We start from the raw sequence: 18,614 nt of genomic DNA, 5'->3' as shown, positions 1-18,614 counted from the left end.
GGAGCGGCCGCTGGCCGCGATCAATCTCACTACGTAGCACAGTCCGATCGCGGCCATGGGCCGCTCCTACAAAATGCGAAATGCTCGATAACTGTTTGGATAAGGACCGAACAGGAGACTTGTTGATATATGTTCAGTCAAAGTCACCAGCCCCTGTAGGAGCGGCCCATGGCCGCGATCGATCTCACTACGTAGCACAGCCCGATCGCGGCCAACGGCCGCTCCTACAAAATGCGAAATGTTCGATAACCGTTTGGATAAGGCCGGACAGGATATTTCCCGATATAAATTCAGTCAAAGTCGCCAGACCCTGTAGGAGCGGCCCATGGCCGCGATCGATCTCACTACGTAGCACAGCCCGATCGCGGCCAGCGGCCGCTCCTACAAAATGTGAAATGTTCGATCACCGTTTGGAGAAGAGCCGGACAGGAGATTTCCCAATATAAATTCAATCAAAGTCACCAGCCCATGTAGGAGCGGCCCATGGCCGCGATCGATCTCACTACGTAGCACAGTCCGATCACAGCCAGCGGCCGCTCCTACATTTTCTCTGCCATGTTTCCTTACTGAAGGGCGCAGGCTCTTGCCGTATCCACCGGCTCGCCGCTTCTAGGTCCGGCCCCTGTACTGCAGCGAACGGTCACTATGCAAGAGGCACTATCTTTCGCGCCGTCGTTGTCGGTAACTGTTAAAGTTGCTCTTTGGATCTCGGTAATGGAGGGATCCCTGCCGACGAACGTATGATGGACAACTTTGCCAGTGGCACTTCCGCCATCGCTGAAACGCCAGTGATAGGATCTAATACTACCATCCGTATCATAGCTGCCGGATCCACTGAGTTCGCTATAAACCACACCGGTACCCAAATTGGGCGTGGCGCTACACCTGGCAACCGGCGGTTTGTTTGGCGGGTTTACCCAGGTGCCATTCACCAGAATCTCGTTAACACGCACATGGGCAGGTTGATTAACGGGCCCCACTAGTCCAAGAAGACGTATTTGCGTTGTCTCGATTTCATTGAACTCATGTGCAATGCGCAGTTGCTGATTGCCGTAGATTGATTGGAGTGTTCGCCACGCTGAACCATCCCAGTACTGCAGTCGATAATTCTGGATCGGATAGCCTTCACTGGTAATGATTTCGATGTGCTCGGTCTTGATTGGTTCCGGCCAACGTAATTGAACCCACTGCGGTAATGAGGTATTACCATTAGTCCAGCTATAGTAGCCGCCAACCCGGGAGTCCATATTCTTATCATTGACGCGCCCTGGCGAATAACAATGTAATCCCGATGAAGCGCAGTAGGTGGATGAAGCCGAAGCCGTTGCACTTGGTGCGATATTGTTTGTCAGAATCGCCAGGTTGTCTTTCACATCCTTGAGCGCGGCATTGACAGTCACATAGGTTTTGGCTATTTCGACATGGCCCCCGGCATTTTCTGCGGAAAAACCCAGCTGCGGCATGCTGTACCAACGCTGTGAGTACCATCCAAGATCGGTTTCTGTACCAGTGCCGGACTTGTGAGTCACCGCTCGAACTTCCTGGGCCAACCCAAAGATTTTCCCGCCGACCAGATAATTGGAAACTGAAAAATGCTGTTTATTGTCATAAAAGGTTCTGAAATCTGACGTCCAGCCCCAGTTGCCTTTATTCTGAGTGAGAATCGTATCGCGAGGATAACCGGCTTCAGGATTGTCGATATAACCGGAAGTGGCTCCCAGCTCACCCTCTTTCTTATTTGTCACCGGATCGAAGGTATGGACAATAACGGCGACATCAGGAAATTCACGTTGAAATTTCTTGGCCAGTCTCATCACCAGAGCACCACCGCGGCTATGACCAGCCAGGTAAACAGATTTCAAATTGGAGTTATAAAATTTCCCTTTCAGCCAGGTAAAATAAGCATTGACGATATCTCTTTTATTATCCTTTGAGAAACCCCAGTTAAAGCGCGCATCAACGGCCAATGCGGAGAAAGTATTGTTCTCGGGATAAATGTTTTGCGAAAACAACTTGTATGCCAGTGACTCAGTTGAAACGCTCAGTGTTCGACCAGACTCCTGCTTCTCAAACTTGCGCGTATCTGGCTGGCCTGTAAGCAGGTTATCGTCAATGCCGTCGAATCGCTGCCCTGATGCCAAGAACACAATGTGTTCAACCTCGGAGCGGCTCGGTTCATTATATTTTCCAATATAAGTATTCTTCTGGATCTGATCCGGCACCCCGTGATCTTCCCAAGGCTGATAATCCGACTGTAACTTGTCATTGCAGACCGGCCATATCGTACGACAATAGCGGATTTTATCCACCCTGACAGATGTTCCTGCAGCCAGCGCATCGGGAACTAACGAGAATGTATAGAGTAAACAGAGGATACAGACTGGGAGATGCTTCATAATTATTCCTTAATTTAATAACATCTTGATTTATTTATTAACGAGGACAGGTAAGAGGCCTGGACGACGACTACGCTACCGTTACTACCGCTGCCATAAGCAGTACGTAGAAGAAGAGTGAGAAGTGGGGGTAAGAAAACGGGGAAGCATAACTCGATCCTTGTATGCTATTTCATTTAACGTACGAGAGGTCTCCGCTCATCGCCTAAAAAATACCGCCAAATGATAGCTGACCCGTTTATTGCCATGCAAGGGGTCTTGAAATCTAAATCATAGCAGTAGCCAGGACAGCGGCATCACTCCGGCTTTACGCCAAGCCGGTGGCATGACGAATTCAAGGCGGTCAGGAGGAGATCAAAGCCCTGTCACTGACAATATATGATCGAGGTGGACGGCAGGCGGTCTAACCAATCCAGGGCGCTTTCCCAGGGAGGAGCGGCCGTTGGCCGCGATCGATCTTACTACGTAGCACATATCGATCGCGGCCATGGGCCGCTCCTACAAAATGCGGAATGTTCGATAACTATTTGGACAGGAGACTTGCTGATATATGTTCAGTCAAAGTCGCCAGCCCCTGTAGGAGCGGCCCATGGCCGCGATCATTCCCGCTACGTAGTAAGATCGATCGCGGCCAACGGCCGCTCCTACAGGGTGGGGGAGGTGCGAGCATCGGGGTTGGGAAGTGTCTGCCGGAAAAACTCTTCGGGCACAAACTCATCCAGCCCCGCCAACAGATAATCCGCCCCCCGCAACGCCCGCATATCACCAACACCCACCGCCGTCATCCCCGCGGCCCTGATCGCCGCCACTCCCGCGGTGGCGTCCTCGAACGCAAGGCATCGGCCCGGTTCCACCGCCAGCTCCCGGGCCGCGGCCAGGAAAATATCCGGTGCCGGTTTTGGGACTGCCTTGGTGGGGTCCGCAATCACGGTAAAACAGTCGGCGATGCCCAGCGCCTGCAATACCGCTGGGGCGTTCTTGCTGGCGGAGGCGAGGCCGATGGGAATGCGCTCGGCGCGCAGCCAGTGCAGCAGTTCGTCGGCGCCGGGCAGCAGGTCCGCCCGGCTCAGGTTTTGGATCAAGTCCCGGTAACAGTCGTTTTTGCGCTCGGCCAGTGCGACTTTCTCGCCCTCGCTGAATTCGGCACTCTGTTCCCCCAGGATAACTTCCAGCGACGCCATGCGCTCAAGGCCCTTCAGCTTTTCCTCGATATCCTTCGTCCAAGGCAGTTGCAATTCATCCGCCAATTGGTGCCAGGCCTGCAGATGTAAGCGGGCGGTATCGGCGATCACGCCGTCCAGGTCGAAAATGGCCGCGCGGAAATTCATTGGGCGTACACCTCAGCGGATTCCCGTTTGCAGACGAGCGGCAGACCCGGTTCACTGAGTCGAAGAATTTCCTCGCCGTGATGGATGGTGACGGGATCGCCGCTGATCAGGGTGTAGCTGGTGCGGTCGGTACCGGCATCCAGCTCCAGGGTGCGCCCGCGGAACTGGATGCGGAAGCGGTAGCCCTCCAGCCCCTCGGGAACGTAAGGGTTGAAACTCAGCTGCTTGTCTTGCATGCGCATACCGGCAAATCCCTGCACCATGCACAGCCAGGTGCCGCCCATACAGGCGGTGTGCACGCCGTGCTGGGTGTTGTTGTGGTGGTTGTCCAGGTCCATGCGCGCCACTTGCCGGAAATAATCCAGGGCTTTTCCCGGGTAGCCCACTTCGCTGGCGACAATGCTGTGAATGCAGGCGGACAGGGTGGAGTCGTGGGTAGTGCGCGGTTCGTAGAAGTCGAAATTGCGGCGCTTCTGCCCAGCGGTGAACTCGCTGCTCTGCAGGAACATGCCCAGCAATACGTCCGCCTGCTTGCACACCTGGTGGCGGTAGATCACCAGCGGATGGTAGTGCAGCAGCAAGGGATAGTGGTCCGCCGGGGTGTTGGCGAAATCCCATTCCGGTTTGTCCAGGAAGCTGTCGTCCTGGGGGTGGATGCCCAGGGCTTTGTCTTCCGGCAGGTTAATGGCGTCCGCGGCGCGGCGCCAGGCTGCCCGTTCTTCCGGTTCCAGTTGTATGCGCCGCGCCAGTTCGGCGAAGGCCTGCGGTTCCTGTGCCCGCAGCCAGTCGTGGACCTTGCAGGCGTAATCCAGGTGCGCGCGGGCCATAAGGTTGGTGTAGAAGTTGTTGTCCACCAGCGCCGTGTATTCGTCCGGCCCGGTGACTTCGCAGATGCAGAAGCGGTTGCCGCGGCGCGGGTTGTAGTGGCCGATTTCCAGCCATAGGCGCGCACCTTCCAGTACGATTTCCGCACCCTTGTCGCGCAGGAAGTCCATATCACCGGTGACGCTGCAGTAGTGTTGCACCGCGTAGGCGATATCCGCATTGATATGGAATTGCGCGGTGCCGGCGGGGTAGTAGGCGGAGCACTCCTCGCCGCCGATGGTGCGCCAGGGAAAAAGGGCGCCTTTTTTTATCGCCAGCTCCCGCGCCCGGGCCCGGGCGGCGTCGAGAATCGAGTGTCGGTATTCCAGCAGCCTGCGCGCCAGTTGCGGTTGGGTATAGAGAAAGAAGGGCAGGATATAGATTTCCGTATCCCAGAAATAATGCCCTTCGTAGCCGTCGCCGGAAAGGCCCTTGGCGGCGATATTGGTGCGGCCATCGCGGCCCAGGGACTGGAACAGGTGGAAGAGGTTAAAGCGCATTCCCTGTTGCAGCGCCTTGTCGCCGCGCACCTCCACGTCCGAGGCGGACCAGAAGCTGTCCAGTTCCCGGCGTTGCAATTCCGCGTATTCGTCGAAACTCCGGGTAGCGCAGTTTTCCAGGTAGTCGCGCAGCTGTGCCGGGTCCGGCAGGTCCCGGTTCTGCTCGGCGAAGTAGGCCAGGTATTTGGTGAACTGTATCGATTGTCCTCGACGCGCCGTACAGCGGTATTCGACAGCTGCGCGCTCTTTGCCCTGTTGCGAAGATTGTTCGCAGGCACCGTCGCAGTCGATGCGGTGCAGGGCGCCGGAGGCGATAGTGAAGTCGCTGCTGAGCACTTTCTGCCTGAGTGCCAGATACCCGCCCTGGGCGGTGGATTCCAATGTACGGATATCCCTGCGGTCGATGGGGGACGCCAGGCGCGGGTCGTCGTTTTTTTTCATCTGCACCAGGCCCGCGTCCAGCGCAGAGATCACCCGCACTTCGCCGTCGAAATCCAGCGGCGTAATCCGGTAATGCAGAACACAGAGATGTTTCTCCACCAGGGAAACCAGCCGGCGGCTGTGCAATTCCAGGGTTTTTCCGGTGGGTGAGCGCCACATCAGTTTTCTTTCCAGTATCCCCGCGGCCATATCCAACCGGCGCTCGAAGCCGAGCAGTTCACCCTCCGTCAGGGAAAAGCGTTCGCCGTCGATAGAGAGGCGGATCTGCTTGCCGTCGGGCACGCTGAGTATCCGCTGGTTGTGTCTGGCATAGCCGTACGCGCGCTCGCCATAGGTAATGGGCTCGCTGGCGTAAACACCGTTGAGATAGCAGCCATCGGCGAAGGGCTCGGGATCGAAGCCTTCCTCGAAGGTGCCGCGCAGGCCGATAAAGCCGTTGCCCAGGGAGAAGAGGGTGGCATTGAGGCTGTAGTTTTGTGGGTGGAATTCGCTCTCCACCAGTTCCCAGGGATTGGGGACTTCTTGTTGTTTCATACCGCAGGCTCGGAGTGGACGGATCGGATGAGCACCACCGCCGGGTGGCAGCGGTGCGGCTGTTGTCAGTGTAGCGTCTTTGCGGTTTAATTTGCAATCGATTGCAATTGACTGGTTTCGAAAGTTGAAGGTTCTGCAGAAGTTGACCAATTTTATTGTAACTTATTGATTTTAAAATATATTTTTATCTGTCCGATACTCGATCCACCGAGCCGGAGCGCATTTTGAGTGCCTTTGCAAGACTTTGGGATGCAAACGATTGCACTACAGCGATGCCTGCGCCATACTGTTGCCCTCTGCCGGTGCATTGTCCACCGCAGTTTCGAGCCATCTTTCTATTTTGGTCGAAAAATATACAATAACGGGTTGGCGCGTCCTGCCAGGGCGGAGCCGCAGACAAAATAAGAAATCCGCTATGAACAATCAGCGCATCCTGTTCTCCCTTTTCGCCATCTACCTGGTCTTCGCCATCTTGCTCAACAGTGTCGGCACGGTGATCCTGCAGGTGATCAACACCTATCAGGTGAGCAAGTCCGCTGCCAGCGTATTGGAGGGATTCAAGGATATTCCCATCGGCGTGGTGTCCTTCTTGGTGGCCTCGCAACTGCCGCGCTATGGATTCAGGAACGCGATGCTCACCGGCCTGGGAATCGTCACCGCCGCCTGCCTGTGTATGCCGCTGCTCCCCGGTTTCTGGACCACCAAACTGCTGTTTCTGGCCGTGGGAATTTCCTTCGCGCTGGTCAAGGTATCCGTCTATTCCTCTATCGGTCTGCTGGCGCGGGACGGCAAGGAGCACGCGGGCATGGTGAACACCCTGGAGGGGGTATTTATGGTGGGAGTGCTCGGCGGCTATTGGCTGTTCGGTGCTTTTATTGATTCCTCCGATCCGGCGTCCACGGGCTGGCTCAATGTCTACTGGGTACTGGCGGGCATCTGTGCGCTGGCTTTCCTGCTGCTCTGGACCACCCGAATGGACGAGTCCGGTACCCGTGTGGAGGGCGAGAGTCCGGCGCGGGAATTTTTTGCCATGCTTCGCCTGGTGGCCAGGCCGCTGGTGTGTATTTACATCGTCTCCGCCTTTTTTTATGTGCTGATAGAGCAGGGCATAGGCACCTGGCTGCCCACCTTCAATAACGAAATTCTCAAACTGCCCGCGGCCATGAGTGTGCAGGCCACCAGTATTTTCGCCGCGGGCCTGGCCGCCGGTCGTCTGGGTGCCGGCGCGGTGATGCGCCGGTGGCACTGGTATCCGGTACTGAACGGGTGCCTGCTGGCGATGGCAGCGCTGGTTCTGGTGGCGCTGCCGCTGGCCGAAGGTGTTCGGGCCAACCCGGATATCAACTGGTTCAACGCCCCGGCGGCGGCGTTTATCCTGCCGCTGATCGGCCTGTTGATGGCCCCCATTTATCCGGCGATCAATTCGGTGATGCTGAGCTCGCTGCCCAGGCACCAGCACTCGGCGATGACCGGCCTGCTGGTGATCTTCTCGGCCCTGGGCGGCACCACCGGCTCGCTGATCACCGGTTCGGTATTCGAGGCCTTCGACGGCCGCTTCGCCTTCTATCTGTCCCTGGTACCTATCGGGGTGATCCTGTGCACCCTGTTCTTTTTCCGGCGCGCGGTGGAGCGTGACGGGCGAACGGATTTTGCCGGTGCGGCGGCTTCGCCCGGGCACTGAGCTATTTGTGGGGTGGATAACTTCGGGGCGGTTTTACAAACGATTGCGGCCCGCCTAAGATGGCGGGCCTGTCAATTTCCAAAGTGAAGTTTCCATGCCCAAGGATTCCCCCTCGCCCGTGTCCATGTCCGATATAGCGCGCCTGGCGGGAGTCTCGGAGTCCACTGTTTCCCGGGCCCTCAACAACAGCCCGCTGATCAACGAAAAAACCCGCGAGCGCATCCAGAAGATCGCCCGCTCCATGAACTACAAGGTCAATGAGAGCGCGCGCAACCTGCGCCTGAAGCGCAGCCACACCATCTCGGTAGTGATCAATACCGGGGAGGGGGGCGGCCAGTCTTTTTCCGATCCCTTTATGATCGATATGATCGGTGCGATCGCCGACGAACTGGCACGGCACAAGTACGACCTGCTGTTCTCCAGCAGTATCGTCACCAGTGCCGACTGGCACTCCTACCTGCTGGGCTCCCGCCGTGCCGACGGAGTGATCGTGATCGGGCAGGGCATCGACGACAGCCCGCTGCGCGAACTCCACCGGCTCGGCGATCCGCTGGTCGTCTGGGGAGGAACCCAAAAGCCAGGGGCCAATTACTGTATCGTCAGCAGTGACAATGTGATGGGGGGGCGTCAGGCCACCGAGCACCTTGTCGGGCTCGGGCGCCGCAAAATCATTTTTCTCGGCGATATTGCCCACCCGGAAATCGAGGCCCGTTATAGGGGCTACCGGGCGGCGCTGAAGGATGCCGGCCTGGAAAGCCGGGAGCGACATCTCGACGTGGCCTTTTCCAGCGAATCCGGCTACCAGTGCGTGATGGACTTACTTAAAGGCGCTCCCGATTTCGATGCCATCTTCGCCGCTGGCGACAATATCGCCATGGGCGCCATCAAGGCGCTGCAGGCCGGGGGGCTTCGCGTGCCGACGGATGTGGCGGTGGTGGGGTTCGACGATGTCCCCATTGCCCCCTTCTATACCCCGCCCTTGACCACCGTGCGCCAGGATATCCACCGCGGCGGCGAGCTGCTGGTGGACAAGGTGATGAAGCTGGTGGGAGGGGGAAAGGCCGAGTCCGAGGTACTACCGACAAAATTGGTGCAGCGCACCTCCTGTGGCGCCGATCCGGATTACCAGCCGTCGGCCTGACCTGTTGTTATCTAATGTGCAAATGCCGCCAGCCCATCAGACAATCTCCTGTTCAAACTCCTCAACCCGGTTCATCCAGCCGTTGAGAAAAACCTGTTGCGACGGGTTTGTCTGTACGATCAGGCGGTAGAAGTCCCTGCGTTCCTCCAGCAGGGCCTTGAGAAATGTTTCTCCCTTCTGCTCCTCCGTCCACTCAGCGCCCCGTTTTGTATTCGGGCCCATGACGCCATCCACGGAAAGTGGAGGTTGGTATCCCGCCCGGTTGCAGACATTCTGTACGAATTTTATCGCCCGCTGCGGCCCGTGGTTGACCGCGCAATCGAAGACAAACGGCTGTACGGATGGAGGAAGTTGATCGATTTGTGGAGCGATATAGTAGTTACGCCGATAGATTTCCCTGGCGACTTCCTCGCTCAGGGATTCCACTTCCTGGCGCTGCGCCGCGCGGCCCAGATAGGCGGACAGGGTTTTCTGGGTGATACCGTATTTGGTCGGCCCGCCGCGATCCGCCGGGTGATCGACAAAGCCTCCTTCCCGGCGAAGGATATCGTCGATCATCTGTTCGATATTTGGCATTTTTACCCCTCGCATGTCGTGCATATAGTAGAGAAGCTGGTTGCAGTATGACTTTATAATTCAGCTGTACACAGCCTTATCTATCGAATGCTTCTTGATTAACTTCCCCAGCGCCCGCCGCTCCTTGCCGGAGATTCTGGCGGCCTGGCTGACGTTGCCGCGGGCAAGCTGCAGCAGGTCACACAGGTAGCTTTTCTCGAACTCGCGGATGGCATAGGCCTTGGCGGTCCGGAAGTTGGGAAGTTCGGATACGGCTTCCGGTTCCGGGGGCGGGTATTCCACAAGGTAATCGCAGTCGCCGAGATGGATGACATTACCTTCCACCAGCAGAAATTCCCGCAACAGGTAATTTTCCATTTCGCGCACATTACCCGGCCAGGGCTGTTCCTGAAGCCAGCGCAGGGCTGCTGGAGACAGGCGCTTTGGGGAAACCCGGTGTTCCTGGTTAAACCGGTTGATCAGCTGCTCCGCGATCAGGCAGATATCCCGGTCCCGGTCCCGAAGGGGCGGCATGGTGATATTCAGCACATTGATGCGAAAATATAAGTCCTCGCGAAAGGTTTGCTCTGCAACGCGCTTGGACAGGTCGGCATTGGTGGCGGCGATAACGCGCACGTCGGCGCGGCGGCAGGCTTCCGCGCCCAGTGGCCGGTATTCCAGGGATTGCAGGAAACGCAGTAAAGCCGCCTGGGATTTGAGGCTGAGGCTGTCGATCTCATCCAGGAACAGGGTGCCACCCTCGGCAATCTCCACTAGTCCTTTTTTACTGGACTTGGCGTCGGTAAAGGCCCCCCTGTGGTAGCCAAACAGCTCGCTCTCCAGCAGCTCATCGGGAATGGCGCCACAGTTGATGGGGATAAATCCACAATCGGCACGGCTGCCCAGGTAATGGGCCGCACGGGCGGCATTCTCCTTGCCGGTTCCCGTCTCCCCGCGGATCAATAAAGGGGCGTCGCACTGGGAGACTTTCTGGATCAGCTTGGCGGTACGCAGGAAAGATTCCGACCTACCAATCAGGTTCATTTCAAAAAGCCGGCTGAGAATTTCCCTATCTTTTGGGGATGGCGTGTTGTACTTGGGGAATCTGTAGCGATCAATGCGGGCCCGGAATTCCTCCCTGCAGCAGGGCCAGACAATAAAGTCGTGGAACTGGCTGAGAAACTCTGTCTCCAGGTGAAGTGGATCACCATTTACAAGACAGAGATTGATACCCTTGCGGCGAAGATGGCGGGTCACTTGATCCCGGTAGGACGCGCTGCCTGCGCTTTCTGAGTCGAGAAAAAAAATATTTATCCCGGAAAAAGAATTCTCATGGGGCGTGTCACAAACGGGTTTTCCATTCGGGTCCGACAGGCCAGAAGGTGTAATCAGGTACCGGCATGCAGGATAGTCGGTAAGCAGCGGTAGAAAGACGGTATCCCCAACCCCGGGAAAAGAGAATATAAAAAGCGAATCCATTGCCTGGGACCCCTGATGATTTCCCAATCCATTGTCAATTATTTACTCTGGAAGAGTCCGCCTGCTAGACAATTGTGACAATTGTTCAGAAGTGGATTTTCGATGGTGGATGTCTTCCTGTAACAGCTCAATTACACTCCTCTTACACGGAAATATTTATAGTTGTTATGCCGTGAAAACCATTACACATCCTGATGGCTTATGGGGACCAATGTGGGTAGTAACGCTACGCCCAGATAGTCGATAAATCAAGAGGAATTTTCTTCTGCCAAAAGGAAAAGATGCCAGCTTGTTATCTCTTTCATGTGATTGGCGCAGATGGGAAAAGTATGACTTTTACAGGGCCATAAACAGTTGTGATGTATATCGCAATATTACTTGTGTGTTGTTGAAGAGTTGACCCATCGTGTTCTTTTTGACCCGCCAGAAAAAGGTTTTTCCTGCAAAACCGGGTCGCCATTGACCCACATCTCAGAGTCCTTCACTGGAATCCCATAAATATCAATAAGTTAGCAACCTGTTGGGATATGGCACAGGGATTGCTCTAGATCATGCAGAACACGGAGAACGGCTGTGACAGACGACAGACGTTTGCAAAGTCCGTAAAACCGGACGCCTTGGTTGAAGGCGATTCAGGAAGCAGCCACATAAAGGATTACTGTGCCAGACATCGGCGATCAAATAGAGCGGGAAATGGATTCTGTTGCAGAGGAAATTGCCCGCTATATGCGCCAGCGCGGAAGGGCGGCGGATACCCTGGAGGGAATCACTCACTGGTGGTTACTGCGCCAGCGCCTCTATGAAGGGCGCCAGCAGGTGGAGCACGCGGTGGATTACCTGTGCCGGATCGGCGTTGTGGAAAGCAGGACGCTGCCGGATGGATCGGTTGTCTACAGCGCGGCGACGAAGAAAAACGATCAGGCCGAATAACAGGGCAATAACAGCGATAGAGATGTACAGGAAAATAAATGGCAGATTTCAACAGTATCGCCGCAGTGAGCAGCAGTATCGTTCGTTTTCTCGACTTGAGTTTCCGGGAACTACAGCCAATCGCCGGCCGCAATACACCCGTACGCCTGCTGCGCACCAGGGACCTGGACCCGGAAACTTCGGCTCTAATTACTTTGCCCTCACTCTCCGTATTTTTGTACCGGGTGGATTTCAACAAGGTGATGCGCGGTGCCTGGTCGGCGGCTTCCGCCTACGACGGACACAGCCACCTGCCATTGGATCTGCACTACCTGATTATTCCCTGGGGGGAAAACGCTGATCACGAGCATCGTATTATCGGTCGTGCCATGCAGAGCCTGGAGGACACCCCCATATTCTCCGGACCCACTCTCGATCCGATCACGCCATGGGCTCCCAACGAGTCCATTCAAGTATGCCTGGAAGACCTGTCCACTGAGGATGTGATGCGCACCTTCGACTCACTGCCCCTGGACTACAAACTGAGCATTCCCTATGTGGCGCGTATCGCGGTTATCCACGGCCTGCGCGACGACCGGGCCCCGCGCGTGTCCACCACCACTTCGGGAACCACACCAGAGGTGCGTGGCGCGTGAGTATTGAGAATCTTGAATACGATTTCCACAGCAGGCGCCTGGCCCTCGGGCTGGATTTTGTCGATGCTGAGCGGGAGGCGGAACTCGCCTACCCTGTGCGAGTGGAAGTCGAATGGCAATCTCCCCACCGGACGCCGCTGCCGAGAAACCGATATGATTTTTCCCAGCTGGGCGTCGCGGTACACGGTTTTATGCGCAGCAGTTCCGGACGCTACTCATTGAGTTATTTCCCAACTATTCGAGAACAGGTGGACGTGCGTATCCACGATTATGGCCGCCGCTATATTCCCCGGCGGTTGCGGGTGCCCCTGCGCACCCTGGCAGAGGTGGAAGCCATTGAAGCGGCGGAGTCGACCGATTATTTAGAGGGCAGGGTGCGCACCATCACCCTGTTTCCGGGAGCGGCCTACTACCATTCCTCCTGCGCCACCGGCCTGCGCGGACGTGTGGTGCGCGACGGCGAACCCATGCGCTGGGCTTTTGTCGAGGCCCGCCTGCCCGACGGCGGTGCGACCGTCGCCCGCACCCGCGGTGACGACCGCGGCGAATTCCTGTTGCTGCTGTCTCCGGATGCGGTACCGGGCAGTGAACTGAACCCGACACTGGACATAGAGGTTTCCATCGCCGGCCCGGCAGCGCCCCCGGTCCCCCCTTCACCGGCGCTGCCGGAACAGGACTCCCTGTGGGATTTGCCGCTGGAAGAACTGCCGCCTTTCAATGTTGCCGACAATGTCAGCAACGGCGAGTCGGTGCCCCCGGGTTATGTCACAGCGCTATCGACGGTGCGCACAGTGCAGTTCGTCGTCGGTCGGGTGCTGACCGGAAGGGATGAAGAGGATTTTGATTTTGTTATGCCCTGATTGTTCCCGACAAGGCATCTCTGTAAATAGCGGCGTGGGGCGTGCCGTGCGCACCGGGAGGATCTGGAACCCGCGCAGCTCTGGTGCGCATGGCGCACCCTGCGGTAAGGGCCGGAATAGTCATTGTAGAGATGCTCTTCAGAAAACCGAGCTACCAGATAGCGCCACTGCAACAGGTAGTCAGCCAGGGTGCTAGCAAGAACCGATTATGCAAAGGAGATAAGTCACCATGCCTGAGTATCTAGCACCCGGCGTATTTGTGGAGGAAGTGAGCTTTCGCTCCAAGTCCATCGAAGGTGTACCCACCAGCACCACCGGTTTTGTCGGCCTGACCCGCTGGGGGCCGGTCTGCTATCGGGACGCCGATATCCAGGGGCCGTCCAGTTGCGAACCGCGGCTGATCACAAGTTTTACGGAATTCGAGCGGGTTTATGGCGGTCTACAGGAGATCTCCGTCGGCGCTGCCGCCCCAGGCGAGGAGCGGTTGCCCTACCTGGCGCACGCCGCGCGGGCATTTTTTGAAAACGGCGGCAAGCGACTGTACGTCTCCCGTATATTCGTTCCCCGAGGGGGTACCGGTGCCCCAGCCTGGGGTGTAGCCAGCCACAGTATTAACGTCAGTGATATCAATGCCACCTGGACTGCCCGCTGGCCTGGGGCGCTGGGCAATGTGTTCGTGCGCACCGAGGTGGTTCGCAGCAAGAACCTCGCCTACAGCCATCCGGAATTTGGGGTACAGGCCCAGCGGGCAAAGGCCGGTGCGGTGGTGGAGGTGATTGCCGGCGCCGCCACCGACCCGAATATTCCCGTGCCCGACGGCAATGACCTCCTCATTCCCGCCAACCTGCGCGTAGTTGCTCTGGATTCCGAAGGCCGCCAGAGCTTTATCGACTCCACCGGCGCGACGCCGGCGATCACCACCGATGACGTGATTCAACTGGTGGAAATACGCGTGCAGGTCACCGTTGGCAGCGATCGGATGGAGGAGTACCTGGAGCTGGCGGCGTCGCCGGCGCAGAAACGCTATATCGGCCGCATCCTGCAAAAGGATGACCCTGAGGATCAGGATGCTCCGGTCTACCTGGATTGGGACCCGACCACATCCGGGGCTCCCGCGGCAGAACTTCCATTTTTACCCGCACTACTGATGGTTGCCCTGCAAGGCAACACCAACGGTCGCCTCACCGGCGGACACGATGGCGAAATGCCTGGTCCCGATAATTTCGCAGGGGATCCTGCCGATCCGGACAATATCGAAATCAAGGCCACCGGTCTGGAGGCCCTGGCGGAAATCGATGATATCTCCATCGTCGCCATGCCCGACTCCGGCGACCTGGGCGGCGCCACCGTATCCCGTGTGGCCGCCCAGGCGCTGGTGACCCACGCCACCCGCATGCGCTATCGAATCGCGGTGGTGGACGGACCGGTGGGCAGCTCCCTGAATGAAATACGGGATTTTCGCGGACAGTTCGACAGCAAGTACGCGGCCCTCTACTACCCCTGGATCAAAATTTTCGATCCCAACGAGCGCTTTTCCCAGGGCACTCCGCCGCGGCAGATCCTGCTGCCGCCCTCTGGATTTGTCACCGGTATCTATGCGCGCAGCGATATCAACCGCGGTGTGCATAAAGCACCGGCCAATGAGGTGGTGCGCGGCCTCACCCAGTTCGAAGTCAATATCAACACCCCGCGCAATGAAGTGATCAACCCCGAAGGGATCAACGCCCTGCGCTTTTTCGAAGGGCGTGGCTACCGCGTCTGGGGCGCGCGCACCATGAGTTCCGATCCGGAATGGAAATACGTCAATGTGCGCCGCCTGTTCAATTACGTGGAGCACTCTATCGACAAGGGCACCCAGTGGGCGGTGTTCGAACCCAACAACCAGCGTCTCTGGGACAACATACGCCGCACCATTGAGGATTTCCTGCTGGTGCTCTGGCGCGATGGCGCCCTGCTGGGCGGCAAGCCGGAGGAGGCTTATTTCGTACGTTGTGACCGCACCACCATGACCCAGAACGACCTCGACAACGGCCGCCTTATCTGCCTGATAGGCATAGCGCCGGTCAAACCGGCGGAGTTCGTGATTTTCCGTATCGGGCAGTGGACCAGCGATGCGCGAACTTAAAACAGGATAGAGAGAACTCTGATATTTCCGCCAACGGATCAACGAGGAAAGCGAGATGGCAACCTACAGAGACAACCCCTACGGCGCCTTCAATTTTATTGTGTCCCTGGGTAATGGTACCGAATCGGAAACCGTTGGCGGCTTTTCCGATTGCAGCGGTTTGGGAAGGGAGGTGAATTACTCTGAATACCGGAATGGCAACGAGCCTTTCAACACGGTGCGCAAGGTACCCAATACCTACAAGAGTGACGATATCACTTTGAAACGCGGGCTGGTGGGAAGTCTGGAGCTGTTCGAGTGGCTGAAGAATGTCGGCGACGGTGCTCACGAACCGCGGCTGGTCACCATTACCCTGTTGGACGAAGCGCGCAACGCCGTCGCCTCTTGGGAGCTGCGCAACGCCCAGCCGAAAAAATGGACCGGGCCCACCCTCGCAGCCAAGGGAGGAGGCGAAGTGGCGATGGAAGAACTGAGCCTGGTTTGCGAGGAATGCACCTACAAGTAGGTGGCAGCTTTTCCCGGATAATCCTATGGCATTTGCACTGACACAAGGCACCGTATTCGGAGCGCCCAATCTCTACCGGGCGTCGGACGAAGAGCGCCGTACCCTGGGTGCGGAGCGCATGGATGTCTGCGCCTTCCTCGGCGTGGCGCCGCGGGGACCCTGTCGCGTGCCGGTGGAGCCGGAAGCCAGCTCGCGGGACCGCGCCTACGTGGAAGTAAATCGTGCTCGCCGGCGCTCAGTGGCGGTGGCTGTGCAGAGCTGGGACGACTACCGGCGTCAGTTCGGAGGCTTCGAGGGTCCCGGACGCCTGCCGTATGCGGTGGCGAGTTTTTTCGAACAGGGCGGTCGCCGCGCCTATATCGTGCGCATCGTGCACGAATACGGAGATGCGAAAAATCTGCACGCGGTGGCGCGCGCAGAAATTCCCGGCCTGATTTCCTCCGGTGGGGCGGTTACCCTGGCGGCGAAAAACGAAGGAAGTTGGGGCAATCAATTGCGTGCGGCACTGGGCTATCAGGTCCGGCCGCTGGTGCTGGAACCGGGTAGCAGCACGTCTGAACTGAGAATTGGCGCCGATGAGCATTGCCCGGCAGGGAGCCTGCTGCGGCTGACGATCCCGAACGGGGGCGGCTCCCCCCAATATGAATTTCGTTTCGTGGTGCGCCGCGGTGAACGTGGTTTGGCGCAGAGCACGGGCAGGGAAACCCTTCTGCTGCTGAACAGCGCTGCCGGCGACGTGCCAATGCTGGCGGAGGTGGTGGAGGCGAAGCTGGTACTGGAGGACGGGAGCGGTCTGCGGGAGGAATTCGACCACCTCGGCCTGGCGCCGGAGCATCCACGCTGGCTGGCCAATGTGCTCTACCGGCAATCCGGGTTGGTGAACCCGGAAGAGGGATGGCTGGATGCCACGCTCACGCCCGCCGAAGCGTATGGGTTACCCGTGGACTGCTACCGGGTACTGGTGGAAAACCCGATTCTGTTCGCCGGTGGTTTCGATCGCTACGAGGATATTGTTCACGGGGACTTTTTTGATCCCGGCTGGGTGCGTGGCAATCCGCAGCCCGGTGACGGCATTTGCGCACTCACTCACTTGCGGGATCTGTCCCTGGCAGTGGTGCCGGATCTCTATGTGGCAGAGCCGCTGTCGGAAACCCTGCCGGAAGAACCGGTAGCGTCCCTGGCCGGTGCCGAATTCGCCCCCTGTGTGGACCTGCCGCCCGCGCCGGAGCCAATGCAACAGGTACAGCACAACCTGCCCGGGTTACTGCTGGACCCGAAGCTGCCGGGAGACCTGGAGCAGATCATCGATTTGCAGAGGGCACTGGTGGATCTCGCACAGACCCTGCGCCATTTTGTGGTACTGCTGGACGTTCCGCCCGGTATCAGCCAGAGCGAGATTATCGCCTGGCGTGTTCACTTCAGCAGCGATTTCAGTGCCGCTTACTATCCCTGGCTGAAAATCTCCAACCTGGATTACGGTCGCGACAGGCTGATCTCCATCAACCCGGCAGCCGTGGCCGCCGGCATTATCGCCCGCCAGGAACTCACATTCGGCGTTCCCCATGGGCCCGCCAACGCCCTCGCGCGCAGTGTGGTAAGCGTCGACGAAAAAATATCTCCGCAGCGCCACGATCAATTACATCCATTGGGGATCAATATTTTCCTGCCGCGGCGGGACGGAATCTGGCTCTCCGCGGCGAGAACTCTCAGCCGCGATGTCGACTACCGGCAGTTATCCGTGCGCCGTCTGATGACCATGCTACAGCGGGTGCTCCGCCGGCAGATGCAGTGGGTGGTCTTCGAGCCCAACAATCGCCAGCTCTGGTCGCGCATCCGCCATCTGCTCAACATTTTTTTGCGACAGCTGTATATCGCCGGCGCCTTCAAGGGTGCCAGCGAGGAACAGGCATTTTTCGTGCGCTGCGACGGACAGTTGAACAACCGGCGGGTGCTGGATGCAGGCCAGCTGATAGTGGAGATCGGTGTGGCACCGGCGGAACCGCTGGAATTTATCGTATTGCGCATCGTCCACGACGGCGATGGCACCCTGGCAGTGGAGGCCTAGTCAATGGCGGAAGGATTTCCCAGGCTGCTTGGCAACTTCCAGTTTCGCATTTCGCTGCTCAAAGCCGCGGAGATCGAGGCCGGCAGTACTACAGGGCCGAATGATTCTCTGGCCCCACCCGGTGAGGGAGCCTCCGACGAGAACCTACTCGGCGATGGCGGGTTTCAGGAGTGCTCCGGCCTGGAGGTTTCCATGGATGTCCAGGAATACCTGGAGGGAGGGCGTAACGACGGCGTAATCCAAAGGGTGGGGCGCGCCAAATACACCAATATTGTCCTCAAGCGCGGCATGTTCTACGGAGAGGAAAACCGGGTGCAGCGGGAACTCTGGCAGTGGATACAGAAGGTGGTATCCGGAAAACGCCCGGTGCCCCGCTACGACGGAATTATAGAGGTACTCGACCCGAGGGGAGAGCGGGAGGGGGAAACCCTGGCCACATGGGTTTTCGAGCGCGGTCTGCCGGCGAAAATCGCCGGCCCGCAACTGAATGCGAAAAGCGGCGATATCGCCATTGAGGAATTGCATATCGCCCACCAGGGTCTGCGCCTTTTGGAAAGTTGAATGTGTGGGGGCCT

Annotated in this window: 14 protein-coding genes; 9 read left to right on the top strand and 5 right to left on the bottom strand. The window is 57.9% G+C overall.

Translation table 11 applies throughout. The annotated features are described in order from the left end of the window. Positions 1 to 563: 563 nt before the first annotated feature. The 3 genes from PP263_RS07315 to PP263_RS07305 form a co-directional block, all read right to left on the bottom strand. The gene (locus tag PP263_RS07315; protein WP_308367727.1) at positions 564 to 2,396 is read right to left on the bottom strand and encodes a PKD domain-containing protein; all 1,833 of its coding nucleotides are present in this window, start codon (positions 2,394 to 2,396) and stop codon (positions 564 to 566) included. A 644-nt stretch (positions 2,397 to 3,040) separates the two neighbouring features. After that, positions 3,041 to 3,724 (bottom strand): beta-phosphoglucomutase, encoded by a 684-nt coding sequence (pgmB, locus tag PP263_RS07310; RefSeq protein WP_308367726.1) that lies wholly within the window; start codon positions 3,722 to 3,724, stop codon positions 3,041 to 3,043. Beyond that, positions 3,721 to 6,063 (bottom strand): glycosyl hydrolase family 65 protein, encoded by a 2,343-nt coding sequence (locus tag PP263_RS07305; protein WP_308367725.1) that lies wholly within the window; start codon positions 6,061 to 6,063, stop codon positions 3,721 to 3,723. The genes pgmB and PP263_RS07305 overlap by 4 nt, the downstream gene beginning before the upstream one ends. 415 nt (positions 6,064 to 6,478) lie before the next feature. Here PP263_RS07305 and PP263_RS07300 point away from each other — a divergent pair, with 415 nt between their 5' ends. Both PP263_RS07300 and PP263_RS07295 read left to right on the top strand, forming a co-directional pair. After that, positions 6,479 to 7,744 carry an MFS transporter gene (locus tag PP263_RS07300; protein WP_308367724.1) on the top strand — a complete coding sequence of 422 codons (1,266 nt, stop codon included), beginning with the start codon at positions 6,479 to 6,481 and terminating at the stop codon, positions 7,742 to 7,744. 94 nt (positions 7,745 to 7,838) lie between these two features. After that, positions 7,839 to 8,885 (top strand): LacI family DNA-binding transcriptional regulator, encoded by a 1,047-nt coding sequence (locus tag PP263_RS07295; RefSeq protein ID WP_308367723.1) that lies wholly within the window; start codon positions 7,839 to 7,841, stop codon positions 8,883 to 8,885. Between the two features lie 36 nt (positions 8,886 to 8,921). Here the strand turns inward: PP263_RS07295 and PP263_RS07290 are convergent, their stop codons facing one another. Both PP263_RS07290 and PP263_RS07285 read right to left on the bottom strand, forming a co-directional pair. Beyond that, positions 8,922 to 9,461 carry a glycosyl hydrolase 108 family protein gene (locus tag PP263_RS07290; protein WP_308367722.1) on the bottom strand — a complete coding sequence of 180 codons (540 nt, stop codon included), beginning with the start codon at positions 9,459 to 9,461 and terminating at the stop codon, positions 8,922 to 8,924. A 60-nt stretch (positions 9,462 to 9,521) separates the two neighbouring features. After that, positions 9,522 to 10,484, bottom strand: a complete 963-nt coding sequence (locus PP263_RS07285; RefSeq protein ID WP_308367720.1) for a sigma-54 dependent transcriptional regulator — start codon at positions 10,482 to 10,484, stop codon at positions 9,522 to 9,524. A gap of 1,128 nt (positions 10,485 to 11,612) precedes the next feature. Here PP263_RS07285 and PP263_RS07280 point away from each other — a divergent pair. The 7 genes from PP263_RS07280 (at position 11,613) to PP263_RS07250 (ending at position 18,600) form a co-directional block, all read left to right on the top strand. After that, on the top strand, positions 11,613 to 11,849 hold the full coding sequence (locus PP263_RS07280; RefSeq protein ID WP_183463042.1) for a hypothetical protein: 237 nt from the start codon (positions 11,613 to 11,615) through the stop codon (positions 11,847 to 11,849). Between the two features lie 38 nt (positions 11,850 to 11,887). Next, positions 11,888 to 12,484 (top strand): DUF4255 domain-containing protein, encoded by a 597-nt coding sequence (locus tag PP263_RS07275; RefSeq protein WP_308367719.1) that lies wholly within the window; start codon positions 11,888 to 11,890, stop codon positions 12,482 to 12,484. Beyond that, complete coding sequence (locus tag PP263_RS07270) at positions 12,481 to 13,344, top strand: hypothetical protein (protein ID WP_308367718.1); 864 nt, start codon at positions 12,481 to 12,483, stop codon at positions 13,342 to 13,344. The genes PP263_RS07275 and PP263_RS07270 overlap by 4 nt, the downstream gene beginning before the upstream one ends. A 229-nt stretch (positions 13,345 to 13,573) precedes the next feature. Then, the gene (locus PP263_RS07265) at positions 13,574 to 15,469 is read left to right on the top strand and encodes a phage tail sheath subtilisin-like domain-containing protein (RefSeq protein WP_308367716.1); all 1,896 of its coding nucleotides are present in this window, start codon (positions 13,574 to 13,576) and stop codon (positions 15,467 to 15,469) included. A 55-nt stretch (positions 15,470 to 15,524) separates the two neighbouring features. Continuing rightward, on the top strand, positions 15,525 to 15,974 hold the full coding sequence (locus PP263_RS07260; RefSeq protein ID WP_183463034.1) for a phage tail protein: 450 nt from the start codon (positions 15,525 to 15,527) through the stop codon (positions 15,972 to 15,974). 25 nt (positions 15,975 to 15,999) lie between these two features. Continuing rightward, entirely contained in the window at positions 16,000 to 18,039 is a 2,040-nt protein-coding gene (locus tag PP263_RS07255) for a phage tail sheath C-terminal domain-containing protein (RefSeq protein WP_308367715.1), read from the top strand. A gap of 3 nt (positions 18,040 to 18,042) precedes the next feature. After that, positions 18,043 to 18,600, top strand: a complete 558-nt coding sequence (locus PP263_RS07250; RefSeq protein ID WP_308367714.1) for a phage tail protein — start codon at positions 18,043 to 18,045, stop codon at positions 18,598 to 18,600. Positions 18,601 to 18,614 lie beyond the last annotated feature (14 nt).

The organism is Microbulbifer sp. TB1203 (genome assembly GCF_030997045.1).
Lineage (GTDB): Bacteria > Pseudomonadota > Gammaproteobacteria > Pseudomonadales > Cellvibrionaceae > Microbulbifer.
The sequence above is the reverse complement of the archived record's forward strand: the minus strand, read 5'-3'. Positions and strand labels throughout refer to the sequence as shown.

Coding starts and splice junctions, on each gene's coding strand:
- PP263_RS07315 (WP_308367727.1), bottom strand. CDS start 2,396: ATGAAGCATCTCCCAGTCTGTATCCTCTGTTTACTCTATACATTCTCG.
- pgmB (WP_308367726.1), bottom strand. CDS start 3,724: ATGAATTTCCGCGCGGCCATTTTCGACCTGGACGGCGTGATCGCCGAT.
- PP263_RS07305 (WP_308367725.1), bottom strand. CDS start 6,063: ATGAAACAACAAGAAGTCCCCAATCCCTGGGAACTGGTGGAGAGCGAA.
- PP263_RS07300 (WP_308367724.1), top strand. CDS start 6,479: ATGAACAATCAGCGCATCCTGTTCTCCCTTTTCGCCATCTACCTGGTC.
- PP263_RS07295 (WP_308367723.1), top strand. CDS start 7,839: ATGCCCAAGGATTCCCCCTCGCCCGTGTCCATGTCCGATATAGCGCGC.
- PP263_RS07290 (WP_308367722.1), bottom strand. CDS start 9,461: ATGCCAAATATCGAACAGATGATCGACGATATCCTTCGCCGGGAAGGA.
- PP263_RS07285 (WP_308367720.1), bottom strand. CDS start 10,484: ATGAACCTGATTGGTAGGTCGGAATCTTTCCTGCGTACCGCCAAGCTG.
- PP263_RS07280 (WP_183463042.1), top strand. CDS start 11,613: ATGGATTCTGTTGCAGAGGAAATTGCCCGCTATATGCGCCAGCGCGGA.
- PP263_RS07275 (WP_308367719.1), top strand. CDS start 11,888: ATGGCAGATTTCAACAGTATCGCCGCAGTGAGCAGCAGTATCGTTCGT.
- PP263_RS07265 (WP_308367716.1), top strand. CDS start 13,574: ATGCCTGAGTATCTAGCACCCGGCGTATTTGTGGAGGAAGTGAGCTTT.
- PP263_RS07260 (WP_183463034.1), top strand. CDS start 15,525: ATGGCAACCTACAGAGACAACCCCTACGGCGCCTTCAATTTTATTGTG.
- PP263_RS07255 (WP_308367715.1), top strand. CDS start 16,000: ATGGCATTTGCACTGACACAAGGCACCGTATTCGGAGCGCCCAATCTC.
- PP263_RS07250 (WP_308367714.1), top strand. CDS start 18,043: ATGGCGGAAGGATTTCCCAGGCTGCTTGGCAACTTCCAGTTTCGCATT.